Origin of the sequence: Methylocapsa palsarum, assembly GCF_900114285.1 — a bacterium.
Lineage (GTDB): Bacteria > Pseudomonadota > Alphaproteobacteria > Rhizobiales > Beijerinckiaceae > Methylocapsa > Methylocapsa palsarum.
The window spans coordinates 18,755-38,605 of record NZ_FOSN01000006.1 but is presented as its reverse complement, the minus strand read 5'-3'; the positions used below and the strand labels follow the sequence as shown (position 1 = coordinate 38,605).

The 19,851-nt window shown below is 62.5% G+C and carries 21 protein-coding genes and 1 pseudogene; 12 read left to right on the top strand and 10 right to left on the bottom strand.

The genetic code is table 11. The annotated features are described in order from the left end of the window. Nucleotides 1–220 precede the first annotated feature (220 nt). From BM177_RS08205 to BM177_RS08185, 5 genes are read left to right on the top strand one after another with little or no spacing between them, the layout of a single operon-like run. Nucleotides 221–1,315 carry an ATP-dependent DNA helicase gene (locus BM177_RS08205; RefSeq protein WP_091680997.1) on the top strand — a complete coding sequence of 365 codons (1,095 nt, stop codon included), beginning with the start codon at nt 221–223 and terminating at the stop codon, nt 1,313–1,315. Then, on the top strand, nt 1,312–2,268 hold the full coding sequence (locus BM177_RS08200; RefSeq protein WP_091680994.1) for an ABC transporter substrate-binding protein: 957 nt from the start codon (nt 1,312–1,314) through the stop codon (nt 2,266–2,268). Before BM177_RS08205 ends, BM177_RS08200 begins: the two co-directional genes overlap by 4 nt. Next, on the top strand, nt 2,268–3,437 hold the full coding sequence (locus tag BM177_RS08195; protein WP_091680992.1) for an ABC transporter permease: 1,170 nt from the start codon (nt 2,268–2,270) through the stop codon (nt 3,435–3,437). The genes BM177_RS08200 and BM177_RS08195 overlap by 1 nt, the downstream gene beginning before the upstream one ends. Next, complete coding sequence (locus BM177_RS08190; protein WP_091680989.1) at nt 3,434–4,366, top strand: ABC transporter ATP-binding protein; 933 nt, start codon at nt 3,434–3,436, stop codon at nt 4,364–4,366. Before BM177_RS08195 ends, BM177_RS08190 begins: the two co-directional genes overlap by 4 nt. Next, nucleotides 4,356–5,117, top strand: coding sequence for an ABC transporter permease (locus tag BM177_RS08185; RefSeq protein WP_091680986.1), 762 nt, complete (start codon nt 4,356–4,358; stop codon nt 5,115–5,117). The genes BM177_RS08190 and BM177_RS08185 overlap by 11 nt, the downstream gene beginning before the upstream one ends. On the opposite strand, the gene nth is transcribed toward BM177_RS08185, so the two are convergent. After that, nucleotides 5,118–5,894, bottom strand: a complete 777-nt coding sequence (gene nth, locus BM177_RS08180; RefSeq protein WP_091680983.1) for an endonuclease III — start codon at nt 5,892–5,894, stop codon at nt 5,118–5,120. 66 nt (nt 5,895–5,960) lie between these two features. Here nth and BM177_RS08175 point away from each other — a divergent pair, with 66 nt between their 5' ends. Beyond that, nucleotides 5,961–6,473: a DUF2244 domain-containing protein gene (locus BM177_RS08175; protein ID WP_175492534.1), complete on the top strand. Its 513-nt coding sequence runs from the start codon at nt 5,961–5,963 to the stop codon at nt 6,471–6,473. Between the two features lie 370 nt (nt 6,474–6,843). Here BM177_RS08175 and BM177_RS08170 read toward each other — a convergent pair whose 3' ends face one another. Next, nucleotides 6,844–7,191, bottom strand: a complete 348-nt coding sequence (locus BM177_RS08170) for a hypothetical protein (RefSeq protein ID WP_091680981.1) — start codon at nt 7,189–7,191, stop codon at nt 6,844–6,846. 162 nt (nt 7,192–7,353) lie between these two features. Next, nucleotides 7,354–8,070: a DUF1013 domain-containing protein gene (locus BM177_RS08165; protein ID WP_091680979.1), complete on the bottom strand. Its 717-nt coding sequence runs from the start codon at nt 8,068–8,070 to the stop codon at nt 7,354–7,356. Between the two features lie 335 nt (nt 8,071–8,405). Here BM177_RS08165 and BM177_RS08160 point away from each other — a divergent pair, with 335 nt between their 5' ends. The 3 genes from BM177_RS08160 (at nt 8,406) to BM177_RS08150 (ending at nt 10,186) form a co-directional block, all read left to right on the top strand. Beyond that, nucleotides 8,406–8,726 (top strand): hypothetical protein, encoded by a 321-nt coding sequence (locus tag BM177_RS08160; RefSeq protein WP_091680977.1) that lies wholly within the window; start codon nt 8,406–8,408, stop codon nt 8,724–8,726. Between the two features lie 107 nt (nt 8,727–8,833). Further along, entirely contained in the window at nt 8,834–9,487 is a 654-nt protein-coding gene (msrA, locus tag BM177_RS08155) for a peptide-methionine (S)-S-oxide reductase MsrA (protein ID WP_091680972.1), read from the top strand. A gap of 438 nt (nt 9,488–9,925) precedes the next feature. Beyond that, nucleotides 9,926–10,186 carry a hypothetical protein gene (locus BM177_RS08150; RefSeq protein ID WP_091680969.1) on the top strand — a complete coding sequence of 87 codons (261 nt, stop codon included), beginning with the start codon at nt 9,926–9,928 and terminating at the stop codon, nt 10,184–10,186. 7 nt (nt 10,187–10,193) lie between these two features. Here the strand turns inward: BM177_RS08150 and mepA are convergent, their stop codons facing one another. Further along, nucleotides 10,194–11,126 (bottom strand): penicillin-insensitive murein endopeptidase, encoded by a 933-nt coding sequence (gene mepA / locus BM177_RS08145; RefSeq protein WP_091680967.1) that lies wholly within the window; start codon nt 11,124–11,126, stop codon nt 10,194–10,196. Between the two features lie 278 nt (nt 11,127–11,404). On the opposite strand from mepA, the gene BM177_RS08140 reads away from it, so the two are divergent. The 3 genes from BM177_RS08140 (at nt 11,405) to BM177_RS08130 (ending at nt 14,426) form a co-directional block, all read left to right on the top strand. Continuing rightward, entirely contained in the window at nt 11,405–11,788 is a 384-nt protein-coding gene (locus BM177_RS08140; RefSeq protein ID WP_091680964.1) for a DUF423 domain-containing protein, read from the top strand. Nucleotides 11,789–11,891: 103 nt separating this feature from the next. After that, complete coding sequence (locus BM177_RS08135; protein WP_091680961.1) at nt 11,892–12,290, top strand: response regulator; 399 nt, start codon at nt 11,892–11,894, stop codon at nt 12,288–12,290. A gap of 228 nt (nt 12,291–12,518) precedes the next feature. Then, nucleotides 12,519–14,426 (top strand): AsmA family protein, encoded by a 1,908-nt coding sequence (locus BM177_RS08130; protein WP_091680958.1) that lies wholly within the window; start codon nt 12,519–12,521, stop codon nt 14,424–14,426. A gap of 129 nt (nt 14,427–14,555) precedes the next feature. Here BM177_RS08130 and BM177_RS08125 read toward each other — a convergent pair whose 3' ends face one another. The 6 genes and pseudogenes from BM177_RS08125 to irrA form a co-directional block, all read right to left on the bottom strand. Continuing rightward, on the bottom strand, nt 14,556–15,245 hold the full coding sequence (locus BM177_RS08125; protein ID WP_091680956.1) for a Crp/Fnr family transcriptional regulator: 690 nt from the start codon (nt 15,243–15,245) through the stop codon (nt 14,556–14,558). A 125-nt stretch (nt 15,246–15,370) separates the two neighbouring features. Beyond that, nucleotides 15,371–15,733: a septal ring lytic transglycosylase RlpA family protein gene (locus BM177_RS08120; RefSeq protein ID WP_425284382.1), complete on the bottom strand. Its 363-nt coding sequence runs from the start codon at nt 15,731–15,733 to the stop codon at nt 15,371–15,373. Nucleotides 15,734–15,882: 149 nt separating this feature from the next. Then, nucleotides 15,883–16,682 (bottom strand): annotated as a pseudogene (locus BM177_RS08115) (ComF family protein). 45 nt (nt 16,683–16,727) lie between these two features. Next, entirely contained in the window at nt 16,728–17,618 is an 891-nt protein-coding gene (gene galU, locus BM177_RS08110; protein ID WP_091680953.1) for a UTP--glucose-1-phosphate uridylyltransferase GalU, read from the bottom strand. A 267-nt stretch (nt 17,619–17,885) separates the two neighbouring features. Continuing rightward, nucleotides 17,886–18,950 carry a ferrochelatase gene (gene hemH, locus BM177_RS08105; RefSeq protein WP_091680951.1) on the bottom strand — a complete coding sequence of 355 codons (1,065 nt, stop codon included), beginning with the start codon at nt 18,948–18,950 and terminating at the stop codon, nt 17,886–17,888. 297 nt (nt 18,951–19,247) lie between these two features. Next, the gene (gene irrA, locus BM177_RS08100) at nt 19,248–19,766 is read right to left on the bottom strand and encodes an iron response transcriptional regulator IrrA (protein WP_091681305.1); all 519 of its coding nucleotides are present in this window, start codon (nt 19,764–19,766) and stop codon (nt 19,248–19,250) included. Nucleotides 19,767–19,851: the final 85 nt, after the last annotated feature.

Sequence of the window (19,851 nt, the reverse complement as noted above, 5' to 3'; positions counted from 1 at the left end):
ATTCTTGATTGCATTCGACTTTTACGCGACGCGCGGCGAGCGCGCCAGAGCATGACGCCGAAAAGCGACGCCGGTCGCCGTCGCCTTCGTTTGTCCGCCCCCCGTTCCAGCTCGAGATCCTGCGCCGACGCAAAGACGAACCCCTTGCCGGTTCTGGTCTTTTCAGGTGGTATGCGGCTTTCAACCAATCTCATCCCTCCCCGCACCAAAAGGCTCCAAGATGACCTGGTCGCCGCAACAGGACGGCGCTCTCAAGGCCGTTTCGGAATGGTTGAAACGCGGCGAGCCGCAGGTCTTCCGTCTGTTTGGCTACGCCGGCGCGGGAAAGACGACGCTCGCGAGGCAACTGGCCGAGGACGCCGACGGCGACGTCGCCTTCGCCGCCTTCACCGGGAAGGCCGCGCTGGTCCTGCGCTCCAAGGGCTGCAAGGACGCGCGCACGATCCATAGCCTGATCTACAAGCCGCGCGAGACCGATACCGAAGAACCGACCTTCGTGCTGAACGATGAAAGCGCCGTCGCGAAATCGAGCCTCGTCATCATCGACGAATGCTCCATGGTCGATGAGGAGCTTGGCCGTGACCTTCTGTCTTTCGGCAAACCCGTGCTCGTTCTCGGCGACCCCGCGCAATTGCCGCCGGTCAAGGGCGGCGGCTTCTTCACCGACGGCGAGGCGGACGTGATGCTCACCGAGGTCCACCGTCAGGCGGCCGACAACCCGATCATCAAGATGTCGATGCTGGTGCGCGACGGCGGCAGACTTGCGCCCGGACCATACGGCGAAAGCCGGGTGATCTTGCGGCGCGACATCGATTCCGGCGCGGTGACGGCCGCCGATCAGGTGCTCGTCGGACTGAACCGGACCCGCCGCGCCTACAACAAGAGAATGCGCGAACTTTTCGGGCATGATTCCGAATTTCCCGAGGCGGGCGACAAGCTGGTCTGCCTCAGAAACAACAAGACCAAGGGGCTGCTCAACGGCGGCGTCTGGATCGTGAAGAGCGCCTCGGCGACGCGCAAGAAAAAGATCTCGATGCAGGTCGTCCCCGAGGACGATCCTGCGAGCAAGGCCTTGCGGATTGGCGTGCCGCCCGAATTCTTCCAGGGCGCCGAAGACACGCTCTCCCCGAAATTCCGCCGCGACTCGGATGAGTTCGACTATGGCTACGCGCTCACCGTCCACAAGGCGCAAGGGTCGCAATGGAAATCGGTGGTGCTGTTCGATGAAAGCGGCGCTTTCCGCGAACACCGCTACCGCTGGCTCTACACCGGCATCACCCGCGCCGCCGAGCGCCTGACCGTGGTGCTGTCGTGAGGCCGTCGGCTTTGACCCGGCGCGAACTCCTGATCTGCGCGTTTGCAGCCGCGGCGCCGCGAACAACCCGTGCGGCGGCGCCTGTCGTGGTCGGCTCGAAGCTCGATCTTGAAGGCGGCCTGCTTGGGCAGATGATCTTGCTGTCCCTCGAAAGGGCGGGCGTTCCAACCGAAAACAGGCTGCAGATCGGGCCGACCGCCATCGCGCGCGCGGCTCTGCTGTCGGGCGCGATCGACCTCAGCGTCGAATATACCGGCAACGCCGCGTTCTTTTTTCATCAGGAGGACGATGAAATCTGGAAGGACGCGAAGGGCGGCTACATCCGCGCGGCGGAGCTCGACGCAACGCGCAACGGCCTTGTCTGGCTGACCCCCGCCCCCGCCGACAACACCTGGGTGATCGCGGTTCCCGCGAAACTGGCGAAGGCCGCTTCGCTGGCGACGCTCGAAGACTTCGCGCGTTTCGTCAACGCCGGAAACAGGGTGCGTCTGGCGGCTTCGGCCGAGTTCGTCGAAAGCGCCGCCGGCCTGCCCGCCTTCGAGACGATTTACGGCTTCAAGTTGCGCGCCGCGCAGCTTCTGATTCTGTCCGGCGGCGAAACCTCGGCGACGATCAAGGCCGCCGCCGATGGGATATCCGGCGTGAACGCCGCGATGGCCTATGGCACCGATGGCGCGCTCGAATCCCTCGGCCTCGTTGCGCTCGGCGATCCGCGCCATGCCGAGCCCGTCTATGCGCCAACGCCCGTCGTTCGGGCGGCCGCGCTCGAAGATTATCCGCAAATCCGCGCCGCGCTTGATCCTGTTTTCGCGGGGCTCGATCTTGCCACCCTGCGCGACCTGAACAAAAAAGTCGCGATCGAGGGACTGCCCGCCCGCGAGGTCGCGCAAACCTACCTCGCCGCGCGCGGACTTGATCATTGCGGACATGATCATTGCGGACGTGATCATTGATGGCGGCGGGCGTCCTCTTTCCGAAGCCGCATGATCAGGTTCTGCTGGCGCTCGCCGGCTTTGGCGCGGCGGGAATTCTCGCCGGATCGTTTCTCAATCGCGCGCCAAACCGCCTCGCCAATGGCGTCGCGACCGCCTTGTGGCACGCCCCTCCGCTCGAGGCGGGAGCGGCGATGGCGGGCCTCGCCGCGCTGGCGGCGCTCGCGTTTCATCCAAAGGACAAGCCGCGCTCGGCGATGACCTTCGGGGCCGCGATGTTGATTCTCTGGGGATGCCTTTCCGGCGCCGGCCGGCTGGCCAGCCTTTTCGCCCTCTCCGACCCGTCCGCCGCGCGCTATTCCCTCGGCGCCGCGTTCTGGATCCTGATGGCGACGGCCTTGCTCGCCTTGCTCGATGCGGCGCAAAGAGCAAATCTTGGTCTCCTCGCGCGCGCGGGCCTCATTGCGGCTCTTGGCGCGGGCTTCGCCCTGACGGCGAACTCGGGCGCCTTCGCGGACCTTTCTCTCGCGAAGGAATTCGCCAGCCATCGCGATATTTTCTTCATCGAACTTCGTCGCCATATCGTGCTTGTCGCGTCGGCGGTTTTTTTCGCTTTGGCGATCAGCGCGCCGCTCACCGCGCTCGTCCTGCGCAGGCCGTCCGCTCGGGGCCTCGTCTTTTCAGGCCTTGGAATCCTCCAGACGATCCCCTCGATCGCGCTGTTTGGACTGTTGATGGCGCCGCTCACGGCCCTTAGCCAGCAATTTCCCTTGTTGCGCGCATGGGGGATCAACGGCGCCGGAGCGGCGCCCGCCATCATCGCCCTGACGCTTTATTCGCTGCTGCCTTTGACGCGCGGTTTCTTCACCGGCGTCAGCGAGGTCGCGGCGGACGTGAAGGACGCCGCCGCCGGAATGGGATTCAGCGCGCGCCAAACCTTCCTCCTGGTCGAATTGCCGCTCGCCTGGCCGGCGCTCGTCTCGGGCCTGCGGGTCGTGACCATTCAGGCGATCGGCCTTGCCGCCGTCGCCGCCCTCATCGGCGCCGGAGGGCTCGGCGCATTTGTTTTTCAGGGCATCGGGCAATACGCTCTCGACCTCGTTCTTGTGGGAGCGATCCCGATCATCCTTCAGGCGCTCGCCGCCAGTTTTGGATTTCAGATGCTGCTCGCGGCGCGGAGGGGATCGTGATCGAACTGCGCGGCGTCAGCAAAGCGTTCGGCGCCGCCCCTGCGGTCGTTGATCTTTCCCTGAGCATCGGGCGCGGAGCCTTTTTCGTCCTGATTGGGCCGTCCGGGTGCGGAAAATCGACCGTGCTGCGCATGATCAATGCGATGATCGCCTGCGACCGGGGCGCGATCGAATTGCGCGGCGAGGACATCCGCGCCATGGACCCGGTGCGGCTGCGGCGCGGAATCGGCTACGTGATCCAGTCCGTCGGCCTTTTTCCTCACTGGACGATCGAAAAGAACATCGGCGCCGTTCCGCGTCTCCTCGGCTGGAGCCGCGAAACGCTCGCGGCCCGGGTCGAGGAGATCGCCGCGCTGTTGCAGATCGACCGGGAGCTGCTGCGCCGTTATCCGCATCAATTGTCGGGCGGCCAGCAGCAGCGCGCGGGCGTTGCGCGCGCCCTCGCCGCCGACCCCGACATCGTCCTGATGGACGAGCCTTTCGCCGCGCTCGACCCTGTCAGCCGGGCGAGTCTGCAGGACGAGATGCGACGGCTGCACGCGGAAACCGGCAAGACCTTCGTCTTTGTCACGCATGACATGGACGAGGCCTTGCGGCTGGCGACGCATATCGCGGTGATGAAGGACGGCCGGCTGGTTCAGACGGCTGCGCCGCGCGACCTTCTCAACCGTCCGGAGGATGAGTTCGTCCGGGAGTTTTTCGGCCGCGAGGCGATGGGGCTCCGGCTTCTCGATTTCGTCGCCGTCCGGGATCGAATGCGGGGGAGGCCGCGGGCGCCCGAAACCATCGGCGCCGACGCGAGCCTCAGGGACGCTCTCGCTCTTATGATCGAGCGCCGTTGCTCGCGCCTGTCGGTGACGGACGGGGGCGGCGGCAAAATCAGCGAAATCGACATCGCCGACATCATCAAAGGTCAAGATGCGACCTGACGCGGCCGCCGCATTGTCCGCCGCCGGCCGGTTCGCCCGCCGCCCAGGCCTGTGGCTCTTCCTCCTTCTCGTCGCCGCCATTTTCCTCATGCCGTCGGCCGGAATCCTGTTTCACGCGCTGTTTCCGGACGACCGCCATCTCATTTATTCGCGCGCGACGTTTCTCGAACTCACCCTCGCGCATTGCCAGCTGGTCGCATTATCGAGCCTTGCCGCGGCGGCGGCGGGGATCGGCCTCGGCGTCTTCGCGACACGCGAGTCCGGGCGTGAATTCGCGCCCGTCGTCAGGGCCATGGCCGCGATCGGCCAGACCTTTCCCCCGGTCGCCGTTCTCGCGCTGGCGATTCCTGCCCTTGGCTACGGCGCGCCGCCGGCGCTCGCCGCGCTCGCCCTCTACGCGGCGCTTCCCGTTCTGGAGGGCTCGATCACGGGCCTCGACGGCGTGCCCGCCAGCGCCCGCGACGCCGCGCGGGGGATTGGATTTTCTCCCTTTGAACTGTTGTGGCGGATCGAACTGCCGCTGGCGGCGCCCTTCATCCTGGCCGGCCTGCGCACCGCCGTGATCATCAACATCGGAACCGCGACGATTGCGTCGAGCGCCGGCGCTTTGTCGCTTGGCTCGCCGATCCTTGAAGGGCTCTCGGCGGCCAATCCCGCCTATGTCGTCGAGGGCGGGATCATCGCCGCGCTGCTTGCCATCTGCGTCGATCGCGGCTTCGACTGGCTCTCGGAACTGTTGAAGCAAAAATGATCACACGCGCTTTTCCGCCGACTCGCAAAGGTCTGCGATGATGCACCGTTCGCATTCGGGTCGCCGCGCCTTGCAGACATAACGCCCATGAAGAATGAGCCAATGATGGGCGTGCAGCCGGTAGGCTTCCGGCACAATGCTTTCGAGGCCGCGCTCGACTTCGATCGGCGTTTTGCCGCGCGCCAGCGGAATGCGGTTCGAAACCCGGAATATATGGGTGTCGACGGCGATCGTCGGCGCGCCGAACGCGATGTTCATGACCACATTCGCGGTCTTGCGGCCAACCCCCGGAAGCGTCTCGAGGGCCTCGCGCGAGGACGGCACGTCGCCGCCGAATTTTTCGATAAGCTCCCGCGACAAGGCGATCACATGCTTCGCCTTGGTGCGAAACAGACCAATGGTTTTCACGAACTCGCGCACCTTGTCCTCGCCGAGCGCCATCATTTTCGGCGCTGAATCCGCCGCGGCGAACAAAGCCCGCGTCGCCTTGTTGACGCCTTTGTCGGTGGCTTGAGCGGACAGAACCACGGCGACGAGCAGCGTGAACGCGTTGGAATAATCCAGTTCGCCCTTCGGATGCGGATCGGCGGCCTCGAAACGGCGGAAGATTTCCTTGATCCGCGCGGGGCTGGGCGCCTTGAGGCTCCCTGCCCCCGGTTTCGACGCCGACCTGGTTTGAGGGCGGCCGGACGGCTTCAGGACAGCTTCAGGCGGCGTGAGCGCGCGCCCGGAAACTTTCCTGGAGCGCGCCTTGTTGGATGGATTTTTTTGAACCATTTGTCGTTTATAAATTCAGTGGAACGTTTATCAATTCAATGCAGGCGCGAAAGAGGATCCGGAGTCTTGGCTTGCGAAGCGCCATCGTCGGTCGGGATTGAAGACCGCAAATTATTCGCGGCGCGCCTGACGCCGCACCGGTCGCTGACGCAGAGCAATTTCCGGCTGCTTTTCATGGTCTTTTCCGGCGCCAGCCTGATTTCGTGCCTCCCCTTCGTCATCATGGGCGCCTGGCCGGTCGCGGGGTTCATGGGGCTCGACGTGGCGATTTTTTATTTCGCGTTCCGCGCGAATTTCAAAGCCGCCCGCGCCTATGAAGACGTTCACGTGACCCCTTTCGAACTGCTGTTCGCCAAGGTCAGCGCCAGCGGCAGGCGGGCGGAATGGCGGTTCAACCCCGCCTGGGTGCGCCTCGAACGCGAGGACGACGAGGAATTCGGCACGCTGCGGCTGGCGCTTGTCACCCGTGGAAAGAGCGTCGAAATTGGCTCGTTTCTCGGACCTGGAGAAAAGGCCGATTTCGCGTCGGCCCTGACCCGGGCGCTCGCCGAAGCGCGGCGCGGGCCGCGCTTTTCCTGAGCTGGCGCTTAGGGCCGGGATTTGCTGGATTTGGCGGTTTTGCGCCAACGGGCGCGATGAGGCGTTTCTACGCGCCGCGGGCGCGAGGACATGGACCGCGCTTAAGGAGCGATCCGAAACCCTCCCCAACGCAGGCGCGAAGAAGCCGCGAAGACGCCGCCCGGAAGAAAGGTCCGGCCGTCCCATACGGGGGGCGGGACGGCCGGTTCGGTAACAGCTCTTGTTCCACCTGATGGGCGATAACAGATGCGGAACTGTCCGAAAGTCGCGAAGGCATCAAGCATCCGCGACATGGTTTGTATCCGAACCCTCGCTCCGGCGCGTGACCCAAACGTACTAGACAGCGGCTTTTTGACGCCGACGCCCGCGTTTATCGCAGCGGCCCGTAGAGAACCGGGGCCTGAGGAAAGCCCAGCGAATCCGCGTAAAGCCCGCGCGAGAGGCAGACCGCCGTCGGGCGGAACCGCGCGGTGTCGCCGACAAGATCCAGCTGCGGATTGGGAACGATCCGGCATCTCGCGTCGACCGCGTCATAAACCCGCGGCGGCGCATAGGCATAACCTCGATCGCCTCCAGGAGAGCCTCCGCCGCCCGGGCCTGGATATGGACCCGGATATGGACCTGGACCGAGATCGGCCGCCAGGGCGGCCGGAAGGGGCGCGGCCGCAAGCAACCAGAAGAAAAAGGCGCCGCTCGCGCCAAGTCCTCGTATCGTCATGATGTTCTCCAGCGCGTTGGTTCGGCGCAGACGCGGAACGGCGCCTCGCCGATTCGCGCCAATCTAACGCCAGATCATGGGGCGAAGCTTGAGGAGCGCTCTTTTCATCGAAACATCACAACCGGACTCTCAATTTTATTCCTTGTTTTGCAGATCTTTGTTTTATTCCTTGATTTGTAAGTCTTTCAATTTGGAGAAAACCGAATCGAGATCGATGTCGGACTCGTGATCCTCGGCGGGCGCCGAAGCGCTGCCAAAGACTTCGGCCTCGGTTCTCGGTTCATCGGCCCGCGCGCGCGTCGTCACTTCGGCCGAGACCAGCGTCTGGCCCTGATTTTCCTCGACCGGAGGACGATCCTTGGCGGCGCGATTGACCTCGAAATCAAGGTCCATCTGCGAACAAAGCCCAAGCGTGACGGGATCCGCCGGCGTCAGGGCGGCCGAATTCCAGTGCGTCCGGTTCCTGATGGCCTGAAGCGTCGTCTTGGTGGTCCCGGCGAGACGCATGATCTGCGCGTCCTTCAGTTCGGGATGATTGCGCACCAGCCAGAGAATGGCGTTGGGGCGGTCCTGCCGGCGCGACAGCGGCGTATATCGCGCGCCGCGCTTGCGGCTCGGCTCGGGAAGATGAACCTTGGACACCGCCAGCTGAAGCTGACGGCTCGGGGTCTTTTCAGCCGCGGCGATTTCTTCGCGCGTCAATTGCCCGGACGTGATCGGATCATGACCTTTGATGCCCGCCGCGACTTCGCCGTCCGCGATTCCCTTGACTTCGAGAGGGTGAAGTTTGCAGAAATTGGCGATCTGCTCAAACGTGAGCGAGGTGTTCTCCACCAGCCAAACGGCGGTGGCTTTTGGCATCAGCGGCGCATTGCTCATCTTCTATTTCTCCTGTGCGCTCGGATTTAAAAAGAGCGCGCCCTGGGCGGGTGCGCCGTCACGTACCGGCATGGCGCGGCCACTCGCGAGCGAGGCTAAAATCGTCATTCATGAAGGGAACTGCCTATTGTATAAGTGCGGGCCCTCCCAAACGCAATGCCAAGATGGCCGGGGCTATGAGGCAAAAAGGCTTTCGCCAGAGATAATAACCCTCGGGATGAATCACAGGATCGCAGGTTGCGCCCCGGGGAATCGTCCCTATACCTCGATCTTCGTCCTTCATCCGCGATAATCGGCGCAGCCAAGGCGCCTGCCAAATTGACCCAAGAGCGAAAATGTTCAGATTATTAGCGCGTTTTGCCGCTCTCGTTCTTTCAGCGATCGCTTTCGCCGCGCTGATCGTCGACGGCGCGACATCATTTTCGGCTGGAAGGCTGATCGTGACGCCGCTCGACCAGGCGGCGACGGCCCTTGCGCCGATCAAGACCGCCGCGCTTTACAGCGCCGTCGAAAAGCATCTTCCGGCGTTCGTGTTCGACCCCGTTCTGGCGACGCTGCCCCATATCCCGGTTTGGCTCGCGATCGGCCTCATCGCTCTCGTCCTGTTCCGGCTCGGCCGCGAGGCGCCGCCGGAATTCGGCTATTCAAGCCGGTGAAGCCCGCGGCGATTTCGCCGAAGTTTTGAGAGCCGGCGCCATTGCGATGCGACAAGGCGAAGCTTACATTTCACTAAGATCAACATGTTATCCACGGGAACGGCGTCATGTTCACATTTCGCAAGCCGTTGACCCTGCCCTCGGCGCAGGAAGCCTTGCCCGGACGAACGATTCCCATGCCGGTTCAGGACAGTCATTTTGTGACGCGCCACCCGATCGCGCTGCCTTTTCCCAAAGGGATTGAGACAGCTTTGTTCGGTCTCGGCTGCTTTTGGGGGGCGGAGCGGAAATTCTGGGAACTCGGCGACGGAATCTACGCGACGGCCGTCGGATATGCGGGAGGCCATACGCCAAATCCGACTTACGAAGAAGTGTGCTCCGGACGCACCGGCCATAACGAGGTTGTGCTCGTGGCCTTCGACCCGAAAAAAATCTCCTATGAAACGCTGCTCAAGACATTCTGGGAGAGTCACGATCCGACCCAGGGCATGCGTCAAGGAAACGACATCGGCACGCAATATCGCTCCGGCATTTATGTCGAAAGCGACAAACAGCGGCGCGCCGCCGAAGCGAGCAAGGCGGCTTTCGGGCAGGCGCTCGCGGCCCGCGGCTTTGATCCGGTCACCACGGAAATCCTTGACCGGCCGGAATTTTACTATGCCGAGGGTTATCATCAACAATATCTCGCAAAAAATCCGAGCGGCTATTGCGGTTTGGGCGGGACGGGAGTTTCATGCCCAATCGGAATTTCAACGAATTAAGGAGGAAGGATATTTCCCGCGCCCGCCGGACGGATTGCGCCGGCCCAAACTGGGCGAAGTGTGATTTTTTAGCTGTGACTGTTAAGCTGTGACTGGGCGCACAGCGCGCCTCTCAAAATTTTTAATATTCTCGTTTTTAACAAAACTCGAACGTCTCATTCATTCCTATCATTACTTTGATCGGCGAAAGGATCATTAAACCTTGTTGTTTAGGGGTTAAGTTCTTCCGCTAGAGCGCTTTCCGATCGCATGAAGTCATGCGATCGATCAGAAATCGCTCCAGAGTCAAAAGCACCCTCCGCGCTGATCGAAAATCAATCTACCGCCTGAGTCGCGAAGCCCGCCATCAGGCAGTTCAACCGAAAATTTAAGTGCCGCCAATTATTCTCATGCCGGCGTCGGCCGGCGCGTGGCGGTTCATTCTGGAGTTTCGCGTCGATGAAAAAAAGAACCGCCCCCTTTTCAGCAGGCCTGTTGGTTTTAGCGTCGGCCCTGGCTCTCGCCGGCGCCTCGCCCGCGGCCGCTGAAGGCGCAGTGAATCCCGTTCAGAACGCTTCCGCCGCAAGCCCCGTTGTTCAGGGCCCGATCGTGATGGGACGAAGCGTGGCGCTCCGCCACAAGACCAGACTTCATCACGTCAGGGTTAAGTCAGCCGCCGTGACGGCGTCCAATATCGAGCAAAACTCCGACGTCAAATAACTGATCCTCAGCGCGCCGTTAGGATATTTTTACACTCCGTCGGCATTTGCGCCATGGTGATGGGCGGCTTTGGAATCACCGGGGTTTTCGGCGGTTTGGGATGCAGGACCGCATCCGAAAACCAATGGGCGAGGGAGGCGTCGCAGCCTTCGCCGGGCGGCGCGGGGTCCTGGTCGCGGCACGCTTCCTCCCCCGCGGGACACGCCATGCGAATGTGAAAATGATAGTCGTGCCCATAATAGGGCCGCACCTTGGTCAGCCATGAGCGATCGCCGGCCGCGTCCCGACAAATGGCTTTCTTGATGGCCGCGTTGACGAAAATCCGCTGCACCCCTGGATCCTGCGCGGCGGCTTTGATGACCGCGAGATGGTCCGGGGTCCAGCGCGCCGGGTCGACGTCGAGCCGATCGGCGCGGACGACGTTCACGGCGGACATGTCCTCGCGTTCCGCCAGGGTCAGTTCCCTGGCGGGCATGGGCGTCAGCCAGATGTCTGCGTCGAGGCCGATCTGATGGGAGGCGTGCCCGGTGAGCATCGGGCCGCCTCGCGGCTGGGACAGGTCGCCAACGAGGATGCCCGGCCAATGGCTGACGGCCGGAACCTTACGGGCGAAGCGCTCCAGAAAGGCGATCAGCGCGGGGTGACCCCAGTTGCGGTTGCGCGAGAGGCGCATGACTTCCCAGGCGGGGCCATTGACCGGAAGCGCCCGCCCTCCGGCGAGGCAGCCTCGCGAATAGAAGCCGATCGTGCGCGCCGCTAACGGCGCCGGCCCGGACTGGCGGCCGAACAATTCCTTCGCGGGTGTCGAAGGATCGTCCGGATGCGCCAGCGGCGGGAGGGGCGCCGGAGCGAGCGTGCCTTTGTCCTGCCCGATCGCGCCAGAGGCGAACGCAAGTAGGCCAACGGCGGCGGCGATCGGAACTGCGGCCCGTGAACGCATCGCTTCCCTCCGGATCTGGCCAGCCGAATCGGTTTGGCCCGGCTTCGAAAATCCTGCTCTAGAGCGTATTCCGATCGGATTGAAACAATCCGATCGAAAAGAATATGCTCAAGCTTTTGTAAACATCGACGTTTCTTCCAAGCTTAGCCGAGTCTTCCAGACCCAGCGCGGCCTGCGCCATAAATGCACCACCATCCGTGGCGATGGTAATGTTTGGCGATGGTAATATATTGTAAAGATCAAAAGGTTCAGCTTGCGAGAACCTTGAAGGGGATGCGATGCGCAAATGGGCCTACGGGACGACGTTTTTCGCCGGGCTCGCCGGTGGCGGCGGGGTCATCCTCGCCGCGATGGCGGCGCATGGCGTCGCCGACCCCAAGCTTCAGACCGCCGCTGAGTTCCTGATGATCCACGCGGCGGCCGCGATCGCCGTCACCGCCGTTTCCGTGGCGGCGCCGCAAACAGGCGTCTGGTTTCTCGGCGCCGCCAGCTTCTTCCTGATCGGGAGCCTGCTATTTTGTGGCGATCTGAGCGTGCGCGCGCTTAACGGATCGAAACTCTTCGCTTTCGCCGCGCCGGCTGGCGGCGTGCTCCTGATTCTCGGCTGGGCCTGGACCGCAACGGCAGCGGCCGTCGGTTTCATTTTCAAGCCGAGAAAATAGCGCGCTTCCCTCGGAACGAACCGCCCAAGGCTGGAAAACGATCCACCCAGGACTGGAAAAATCAAGCCGCAACTGACAGGAGCGGCGCTGATATGAGACTAACATGACACTCGTCGATGCGACCGTGAACTCGAAGCGGCGGATACTCGTCGTCGAGGACGATCCTTTTGTCGCGCTCAGCATCATGAACACGTTGCAGGACCTCGGGTTCGCCATCGCCGGCTGCGCCTCGAACGTCGCCGCGGCTTTGGAACTGGCCGCCCGCGAAACCATCGACGGGGCGCTGCTCGACGTGAGCTTGGGATTGCAGCAGGTCGACCCGGTCGCGGACCTCCTCGCTGAACGGAACTGCCCCTTTATTTTCACCACAGGCTACGGCCGATCCGGACTCCCGGCGGCCTATGCCGACCGCCCCGTTCTGGAAAAGCCGTTCCGCGCCGACGAACTCGCTTTTTTGATGCGGACGGAATTTGGCCTCGCCAACCGAGGATCGGAACGCTGAACCAAGGCCCAGCCGATTGTCGCGCGGACCCGGCGGCTCGCTTTCGAGAAGATACGGATCAGCAGCGTTTGCCAGCACTGGTCTTTCATGGGATTGATAAGGGACGACTTGTCGCGCCAGCGAGTTGAAGCAAGTTGTCCATTCAGATCGCCTTGATCGTGACAAATTCCGAGACGACACCAGTTTACGGCGGCGACGCGCCCGCGCGTTGGAGGTCAGCTGACGGCAATGGCTGAAATGGCGCCGCTCGCCTCCCCTTCATCCCCCCGATCGAGACGCCTCGGGCGGGCGGCTCAGGCGGCCATACTTGTCGTCGGCCTCGGGGCGTTAGGGTCCATCGCCGTCCAATGGTTGTTCTCGACGGCGGCCCTCAGCGCCGCGATCGTTTCCGAGATCCGTCAGATGACCGGGCTCGCCGTCGTCTCGAAGGGGGCCACGGTTTTGGTGGTGCTTCCGCAGCCCCATATCAACATCAGCGATATCGAACTCAGCGACGCGTCCGGGGTCATCCAGATCAACGCTCGCGTTCTCAAAAGCTATTTGCGGATTTCCGCCCTGCTGCGCGGACGGCTCGAAATCGGCTCGGTGATTTTGAACCAGCCGGAGATGGTCGTCGACCTCGACCGCGGCCCGGCGACAGCTCCAGAGAGCGCGATCGGCCTCGCGGCGAACGCCGCGCCGGCCAGTCCGCAAGCAAAGAGGGCCGATGAAGGGGGACTTGGCGCCGTTTCCTTTATCGACGGCGCCGCGCATCTCTCGAGCAGGTCCAAACGAACCGATTTCCTGATCGACCAGATCAACGTCAAACTGGATTGGCGTAAACTCGGCGCGGCCGCGACCGCCAACGGCGAGGCGCGATTGAACGGCGAAACCTTCAGTTTCGCGGCGCGTATCGCCCGCCCCAGCGAAGTCTTGCGCGGGCAGCAGTCCGACATGAGCCTCAGCGTCGGGTCTCCTTCCGTCACCCTGACGACGGAGGGCGTTCTCAAAGGCTCGGCCAACCCTGGATACGCCGGCCGAATCATCGCCACGGCGCCGTCCTTACGAAAACTCGCAGAGGCAGGCGGCTATATGGCGCCGCTTCCAGGTCCGTTCGAGGCCATGACGTTGCATTGCGCCGCCGACATCGGTCTCTCGAACGCAACATTCTCGGATCTTCGTTTGAGGCTCGACGGCAATGATTTCGAGGGCGTGCTCGCCGTGGACGCCGCCGCCCATCCGCCGATGGTTTCGGGCACTCTGGCCGCGAATGTGCTGTCGCTGCGGCCGTTTCTGTCCGGTCTTCCAAGGCCACTCGGGCGGGACGGACAATGGAACCACGATTCCTTTGACCTCAAACCGTCAAAATTGACCGACATCGACCTGCGGATTTCGGCGGCCAGGACCGTCCTCCCGGCGCTGGAGATCGAGGACGCGGCGGTTTCATTGATGAGTAGAAACAACCGGTTGCAAATCACTCTCGCGGACGCCAAAGCCTATGGCGGCTCGATCAACGGCCGCGCCATCCTGACTCTCAACGACGAAGCCCTCGAAGTTCACGCCAGCGGCGCCCTGAACGGCGTAGAATCCGGCGAGGTTGCCGCAAGCCTCCTCCACCCGTGGCGGTTCGCCGGTCCAGCGACCGCTTCGGTCGACATACAAGGCAAGGGCGCAAGCGTGAGCGACGTCATGCGCAACCTCGAAGGGGACGCCAACGTCGCTTTTGGTCGGGGCGAACTGGACGGGGTCGACCTCGGCGAGGCGCTGCGCAGGATCGAGATCAAGCCGCTCGCGCTGGCCTCCGACATTCAGCACGGGGAGACGCCGTTCGACGCCGCCCATTTCAAGATAAAGATCGCTCATGGCGTCGCCGCCATCGAGGATGGCGTCTTGACCAACTCCCGTCTGATCCTCAACTTTAAAGGCGAGGCCGATATCGGCGAGCAGGCGCTGAACCTGCATGGCGCAGCGTCTCCGTTCGACAAGACCTCTGACCCTGCGCCCGAGGCCCGGCAATTTCAGTTCGATGTCGCCGGCCCCTGGGACGGCCTTGAATTCGTTCCCGACGCGCGCAGCCTGATCCGCCATTCCGGCGCCGCGGCCCCGCTGTTCTCGCCAAGGCCGCATAACCTCAAGCCGGCGGATGGCGCTCGCTAGAGCCTATTCCGATCGGATTGAATCAATCCAATCGACAAGACTATGCTCAAATTTTTAATCTGGAGCGATTTCTGATCGATCGCATGATTTCATGCGATCGGAAAGCGCTCTAAACGAAGCCGACGCCGGTCATCCGCCCTCGCGCATCGCCTCGTCGAGCCGCGCCGCCAGCACATCCGGTTTGACGAGGATCAGCGCTCCGCGGGTTTTCTCGATCAGGCCATCATGCGTCATGGCGGAGAGTTCCCGCGTCACCTGTTCGCGCCGGCAGCCGATCCGCGCCGCGAGGACATGATGGAAGGGAGGCGGCGTCACGGCGCGCTCTCCCGGCTTCCCGGCGCGGGGATGAGCCATCCGGAGCAACTCCGCATAAAGCCGGTGCTTCAGATCGAAAATCGAATGTTCGGTGAGCCGCGCGTTGAGCTCACGGATCCGGCCGGTCAACAGGCGCAGAATGCGCCCGCAAATCATCTGCGACGAGAAAAGCGCGTCGCGAAACACGCCGGCCGGCATGATGCAGAGTTCGGAATTGGTCAGAGCCGTGACGTTCGCCGAACGTTTGGCCCCGTCGATCGCCGTCATTTCGCCGAAGAATTGTCCGGCCCTGCTCTCGCCAAGGATAATCTCCTTGCCCGAGACCGTGCGAATCAGAATCCGCACCTCCCCCGCGATAATGAAATAGACATCGGAGGATTCGTCCTCGAAATCGACGACGAGTTCTCCCTCGTCAAAACGCCGCCACCTGCAAAGCCTGTCGAACTTCTCGAAATCGAGGTCTTCGACGCCCTTAAAAAATGGAACGCGCGCTAGGGTTTGCATCGCCAACCGACTCATTCATGAGATCCGGCTGAAAGTTTAGCACAATCCACAGCGATTTCTGCAGTCCTGCGAGTCCTGCGTTTTACAGGCTCTGCATTTTACAGGCGACGGCGCTTTCGCTTGCGCTAATTCAGGCGCGCTACTCGGAGCTTCGCGGTCCCCTGACCGATCATGCCGATTGCGGCGGCCGCGCCCTTCGCGAGATCGAGCCCCCGACCCCGGACATAGGGCCCGCGGTCGTTGATCCGCACGATCACCGAACGTCCGGTCGCCGGATTGGTCACGTGCAGCCGGGTTCCGAAAGGTAGAGTTCTGCTTGCGGCAGTGAATCCTTGAGGATCGAAGGCCTCTCCGCATGCCGTCCGGCTACCGGACGAGTAATATGAGGCCAGGATCAAATAATCTTCGCTGGCAAACGCGCTTGATACACACAACATAACAATCGATATTTGTACGATAAGCATCTTTACGCTGATGAATTTCAACATTTACACCCTTCTTCTATTGCGGAGGGCGTCGTCTATTTACCAAATGTGGCCATAAAAAGTGCGCAGCTTCAGGCTCGCGGAAGCCGCGGCCCAATCCCTCCGGGGTTCGATGGGGTTTTGTCCGAACTTCAGGACCGGCGCGGCGGCTGCTACGCCGCCCGGGCGAACACCAGGACATCGACGCGCGCCGCCCGGGCGCGCAAAAGCGCCCGCGCCGCCGCATTGAGGGTCGCGCCCGAGGTCATGACGTCGTCGACAAGGACGATCTTGCGTCCTTCGACCTTCGCGGCGACCTGCTTGCGCACGCGGAACGCCCCCTGCACATTGAGCTCGCGTTGCGAACGGGACAGTCGGACTTGCGGCGCCGTCGGCTTGACGCGCTCGAGCAGGAACGGATCGACCGGAACGCCGCTCGCCGCCGAAACCACCTGCGCCAGGGCGTTGGCCTGATTGAACCGGCGCGACATCAGCCGGCGGCGGTGAAGGGGAACCGGGACGAGCAGGTCGGCGTCGAGCAGAAGGTCGCCGCCGGCGCGGGCCATCCAGGCGCCGATTGGCCCGCGAGCTCCAGCCTGTCGTTGTATTTCAGCCGATGGGTCAGTTCGCGCACCGGGCCTTCGTCAAACTGCGCCACCGCGCGGGCGCGCCCGAAGACCGGAGGGTCGGCGACGGCTTCCGGCGAGAGCAAGCCCTCCGCGCCAAGGTCCATCGCGAAAGGCGTTCCAAGACGCTCGCAGAACGGGCGCTCGATGAACCGAACCTGACTCCAACAGGTCGGACACAGCGAACCGGCCGTCTCCGTCGCCCCCCGGCAATGCAGACACGCGGGCGGGAAGACGAGGTCCGCCGCGGCGAGCGCCAGTCGGCGCCAGATGGGCGAGGCGGCGAGGGCGGCCAGCCTGTCACGGAACGCGGCTTTATCCTGTAAAAGATTTTCAAAAAGCCGCATGCGAGAGGTCCGCCCCGAACCGCGCCCGGCCAAGCGGATCGACGCCTACAGGCCGCCGGCCAGTTTTTTCAATTCCGCCCTGAAAGGCCCGGCGAGGTCCGGGTCCGCCAGCGCAAAAGCAGCGTTCGCCGTGAGAAACCCGAGTTTGGAGCCGCAATCATACGTCTTGCCGTCGAAACGCACGCCATGGAAAGCCTCAGTCCGGGCGAGCGCGATCATGCCGTCGGTCAGCTGGATTTCCCCACCGGCGCCCTTTTCGCCCTTTTCTAGGATCGCGAAGATTTCCGGACCGAGCACATAACGCCCCGAAATGATGAGGTTGGACGGAGCCGTCCCCTTCGGCGGCTTTTCGACCATGCCGGTGATTTCGAACGAGCGGCCAAAATCCTTGCCGACCGAAACGACGCCATATTGATGCGCCTCTTCTGGCGCCACTTCTTCGGTCGCGATGATGTTGCCGCCGAATTTTTCATAGGCTTCGATGCATTGGGCGAGGCACCGCCCGCTTTTGGAGTCGGCGGCCATCGTCACCATGTCGGGAAGCAGCACCGCGAACGGTTCGTCGCCGACGATCTCACGGGCGCACCAGACGGCGTGGCCAAGGCCGAGCGGGGATTGCTGGCGCGTGAACGTCGCGGTCCCGCCGGCCGGGAGCAGATCCGTCAGAATCTTGTATTCCTTCAGCTTGCCTCGTTTTTGCAGCGTGTCCTCAAGTTCGTAGGCGATATCGAAATGATCTTCGATGACGGCCTTGTTGCGGCCCGTCACGAAAATGAATTGTTCGATTCCCGCCTCGCGCGCCTCATCGACGACATGCTGGAGGACCGGGCGGTCAACGACGGTCAGCATTTCCTTGGGAATCGATTTGGTCGCGGGAAGAAATCGTGTCCCCAGCCCGGCGACCGGAAAAACAGCCTTGCGGATTCGCTTGGTCATGCGTCGTCCATTGAAACGAGAGCGTCAGCGGTATGCAATACCGCTATGGATAAGTTATCATAAGGATCGGAACCGCGGACACCTATCGATGATCTTTATGAACTTATCTTGAACAGGCGCCGGCGAGACCAGCAGCGCCGGCTGGGTTCGCGGCTAGAGCATATCCCGATGGGATTGAATCAATCCGATCGACAAGAATATGCTCAAGCTTTTGAATCTGGGCCGATTTCTGATCGATCGAATGACTTCATGCGATTGGAAAACGCTCTAGAGCCAGCCCTTCATGCCCCGCGCCACAAGATCCCGGATCAGCATCATCCCCATGTGGCTGTCGTTCAGACACGGGATCACCGCGAAATTCTCTCCGCCATTTTCCTTGAAGAGATCGCGGTTCTCCACGCCCAGTTCGTAAATTGTTTCGAGGCAGTCGGCGGAAAAGCCAGGAGCTGCGATCGCGAGATTCTTCACGCCCTGCCGCGCCAGGCTCCGTACCGTTTCGTCGGTGTACGGCTGCAGCCATTCGGCGCGCCCGAACCGCGACTGAAAGCTGACCGGACATTGTTTTTCACTAAGGCCGAGGTGTTCCCGCAAGAGCCGCCAGGTCTCAAGACATTGCGCCGAGTAGGGATCGCCTTTGGCGATGGTAGATTTCGGCACGCCATGAAACGAGATCAGGATGCGTTCGGGGGTGAAGCCGAGGCGCGAAATGCCGCTCCGCAGCGACAGTGACAAAGCTTCGATATAGGTTGGATCGTCGAAATAGGGCTGCGTGATCCGCAGGTCCGGGCGCCATCCCATCGCCGTCAGGCATTCTTCAACCTTCTCGGCCGCGCTCTCCCATGTGGCGGCGGCGTATTGCGGGTAGAGCGGCGCGACGAGAATCCGTTCGCAGCCGAACGCCCGCAGGCTTTCGAGCGCCCCCGCGATCGAGGGATTGCCGTAGCGCATCGCCCAGCTGACCGCGATCCGGCCGGCGCCGGCGCCGGGCCTGTCTTTCGGATCGAGTCCGCCCGCCCTGATCCAGTCGGCGAGTTTTTCGGCCTGCGCCCGCGTGGTGGTCTTGAGAGGGCTTTCGTTAAGTTCCCGATTCCAGATCTCGGCGTAGTTTTTTGAGCTTCGCTGCGGCCGCAGGTTCAAAATGATCAGGTTCAGGATCGGCCACCAGACAATCCTGGGAATATCGACCACGCGTGGATCCGACAGAAATTCCTTCAAATAACGCCGCACAGGCCAATAGCCCACCGCGTCCGGAGTGCCAAGATTGACCAGAAGCACGCCAATCTTGCCGGAGCGCGGCGTATTTGAGGACGAAAGAGCGTCGGAGGAAAGCATCTGAAAGCCTGACTGCCAAGAGTTCCGTTCTCCGGCACCCTTAAGGCGCTTTCGCGGCGAACGGAATCGTTAAAGCGAGCCTCCCCCTTACAATTTTTTGCCTCGCAATAAAATCAAAGGGCCAGAAAATGGCTGCAGGCGGAGGTTCTGGAGGCGCCTTTTCGCGCCGTTTGCTGGAGGGGTCTTTAAGAGGATCCGGGGAAGTCTGAAGGAAAATCGCGCCAGGGAACCGCCCAAAGGAAGATCGCGCAAGGGCAATGCGCGGAGGAAGGTTTCCGGGGCGCAGCCCGCCAGTCGTCAGTCCTCCGTCGGCTCCGGGGCGATGTCCCGCACCCGGACGACGACGTCGACCTGGGTGATGCGCTTGCCCGCCGGAGCCGGCGGCAGCCGGAGTAGATCGACCGCGACTTGCGGAATATCGATGAGTTCATTCTCGCCTTCGACGAGGAAATGGTGGTGTTCGGTGACATTGGTGTCGAAATAGGTCCGCGACCCGTCGATCGCGATTTCGCGCAGCAAGCCGGATTCCGTGAATTGATGCAGGCTGTTATACACCGTCGCCAGGGAAATCGAGACCTGCGAGGCGCGCATCTCCTCGTAAAGCCTTTCGGCCGTCAGGTGGCGGTCGCCGCCGGCGAACAAATGCCATCCGAGCGACATTCTCTGCCGCGTCGGACGCAGTCCGGCCGCGCTCAACTTTCCGCGCAGATCATGAAACGGGCATCCGGCCAGCGAACCGAGCAAAGGCCGGACGCGTCCATTCGCCGCGCGGCGCGCCTTGGACGAGCGTTTCGACGGAACCGGAGTTGAAGTCATGACGAGGCCCAGGAATCCGCGCCGGCCAGTTGGCTGACGACTCGGAAAAAACATATAAGATCCGGCGCTCCGGGACAACCTTCGA

What these genes read in the sequence shown, in the direction of transcription:
- nth (WP_091680983.1), bottom strand. Translation starts at nt 5,894, where the DNA reads ATGGTTCAAAAAAATCCATCCAACAAGGCGCGCTCCAGGAAAGTTTCC.
- irrA (WP_091681305.1), bottom strand. Translation starts at nt 19,766, where the DNA reads ATGACTTCAACTCCGGTTCCGTCGAAACGCTCGTCCAAGGCGCGCCGC.
- BM177_RS08160 (WP_091680977.1), top strand. Translation starts at nt 8,406, where the DNA reads ATGTTCAGATTATTAGCGCGTTTTGCCGCTCTCGTTCTTTCAGCGATC.
- BM177_RS08135 (WP_091680961.1), top strand. Translation starts at nt 11,892, where the DNA reads ATGACACTCGTCGATGCGACCGTGAACTCGAAGCGGCGGATACTCGTC.
- hemH (WP_091680951.1), bottom strand. Translation starts at nt 18,950, where the DNA reads ATGCTTTCCTCCGACGCTCTTTCGTCCTCAAATACGCCGCGCTCCGGC.
- BM177_RS08150 (WP_091680969.1), top strand. Translation starts at nt 9,926, where the DNA reads ATGAAAAAAAGAACCGCCCCCTTTTCAGCAGGCCTGTTGGTTTTAGCG.
- mepA (WP_091680967.1), bottom strand. Translation starts at nt 11,126, where the DNA reads ATGCGTTCACGGGCCGCAGTTCCGATCGCCGCCGCCGTTGGCCTACTT.
- BM177_RS08205 (WP_091680997.1), top strand. Translation starts at nt 221, where the DNA reads ATGACCTGGTCGCCGCAACAGGACGGCGCTCTCAAGGCCGTTTCGGAA.
- BM177_RS08140 (WP_091680964.1), top strand. Translation starts at nt 11,405, where the DNA reads ATGCGCAAATGGGCCTACGGGACGACGTTTTTCGCCGGGCTCGCCGGT.
- galU (WP_091680953.1), bottom strand. Translation starts at nt 17,618, where the DNA reads ATGACCAAGCGAATCCGCAAGGCTGTTTTTCCGGTCGCCGGGCTGGGG.
- BM177_RS08185 (WP_091680986.1), top strand. Translation starts at nt 4,356, where the DNA reads ATGCGACCTGACGCGGCCGCCGCATTGTCCGCCGCCGGCCGGTTCGCC.
- msrA (WP_091680972.1), top strand. Translation starts at nt 8,834, where the DNA reads ATGTTCACATTTCGCAAGCCGTTGACCCTGCCCTCGGCGCAGGAAGCC.
- BM177_RS08125 (WP_091680956.1), bottom strand. Translation starts at nt 15,245, where the DNA reads ATGCAAACCCTAGCGCGCGTTCCATTTTTTAAGGGCGTCGAAGACCTC.
- BM177_RS08120 (WP_425284382.1), bottom strand. Translation starts at nt 15,733, where the DNA reads ATGTTGAAATTCATCAGCGTAAAGATGCTTATCGTACAAATATCGATT.
- BM177_RS08165 (WP_091680979.1), bottom strand. Translation starts at nt 8,070, where the DNA reads ATGAGCAATGCGCCGCTGATGCCAAAAGCCACCGCCGTTTGGCTGGTG.
- BM177_RS08130 (WP_091680958.1), top strand. Translation starts at nt 12,519, where the DNA reads ATGGCTGAAATGGCGCCGCTCGCCTCCCCTTCATCCCCCCGATCGAGA.
- BM177_RS08195 (WP_091680992.1), top strand. Translation starts at nt 2,268, where the DNA reads ATGGCGGCGGGCGTCCTCTTTCCGAAGCCGCATGATCAGGTTCTGCTG.
- BM177_RS08170 (WP_091680981.1), bottom strand. Translation starts at nt 7,191, where the DNA reads ATGACGATACGAGGACTTGGCGCGAGCGGCGCCTTTTTCTTCTGGTTG.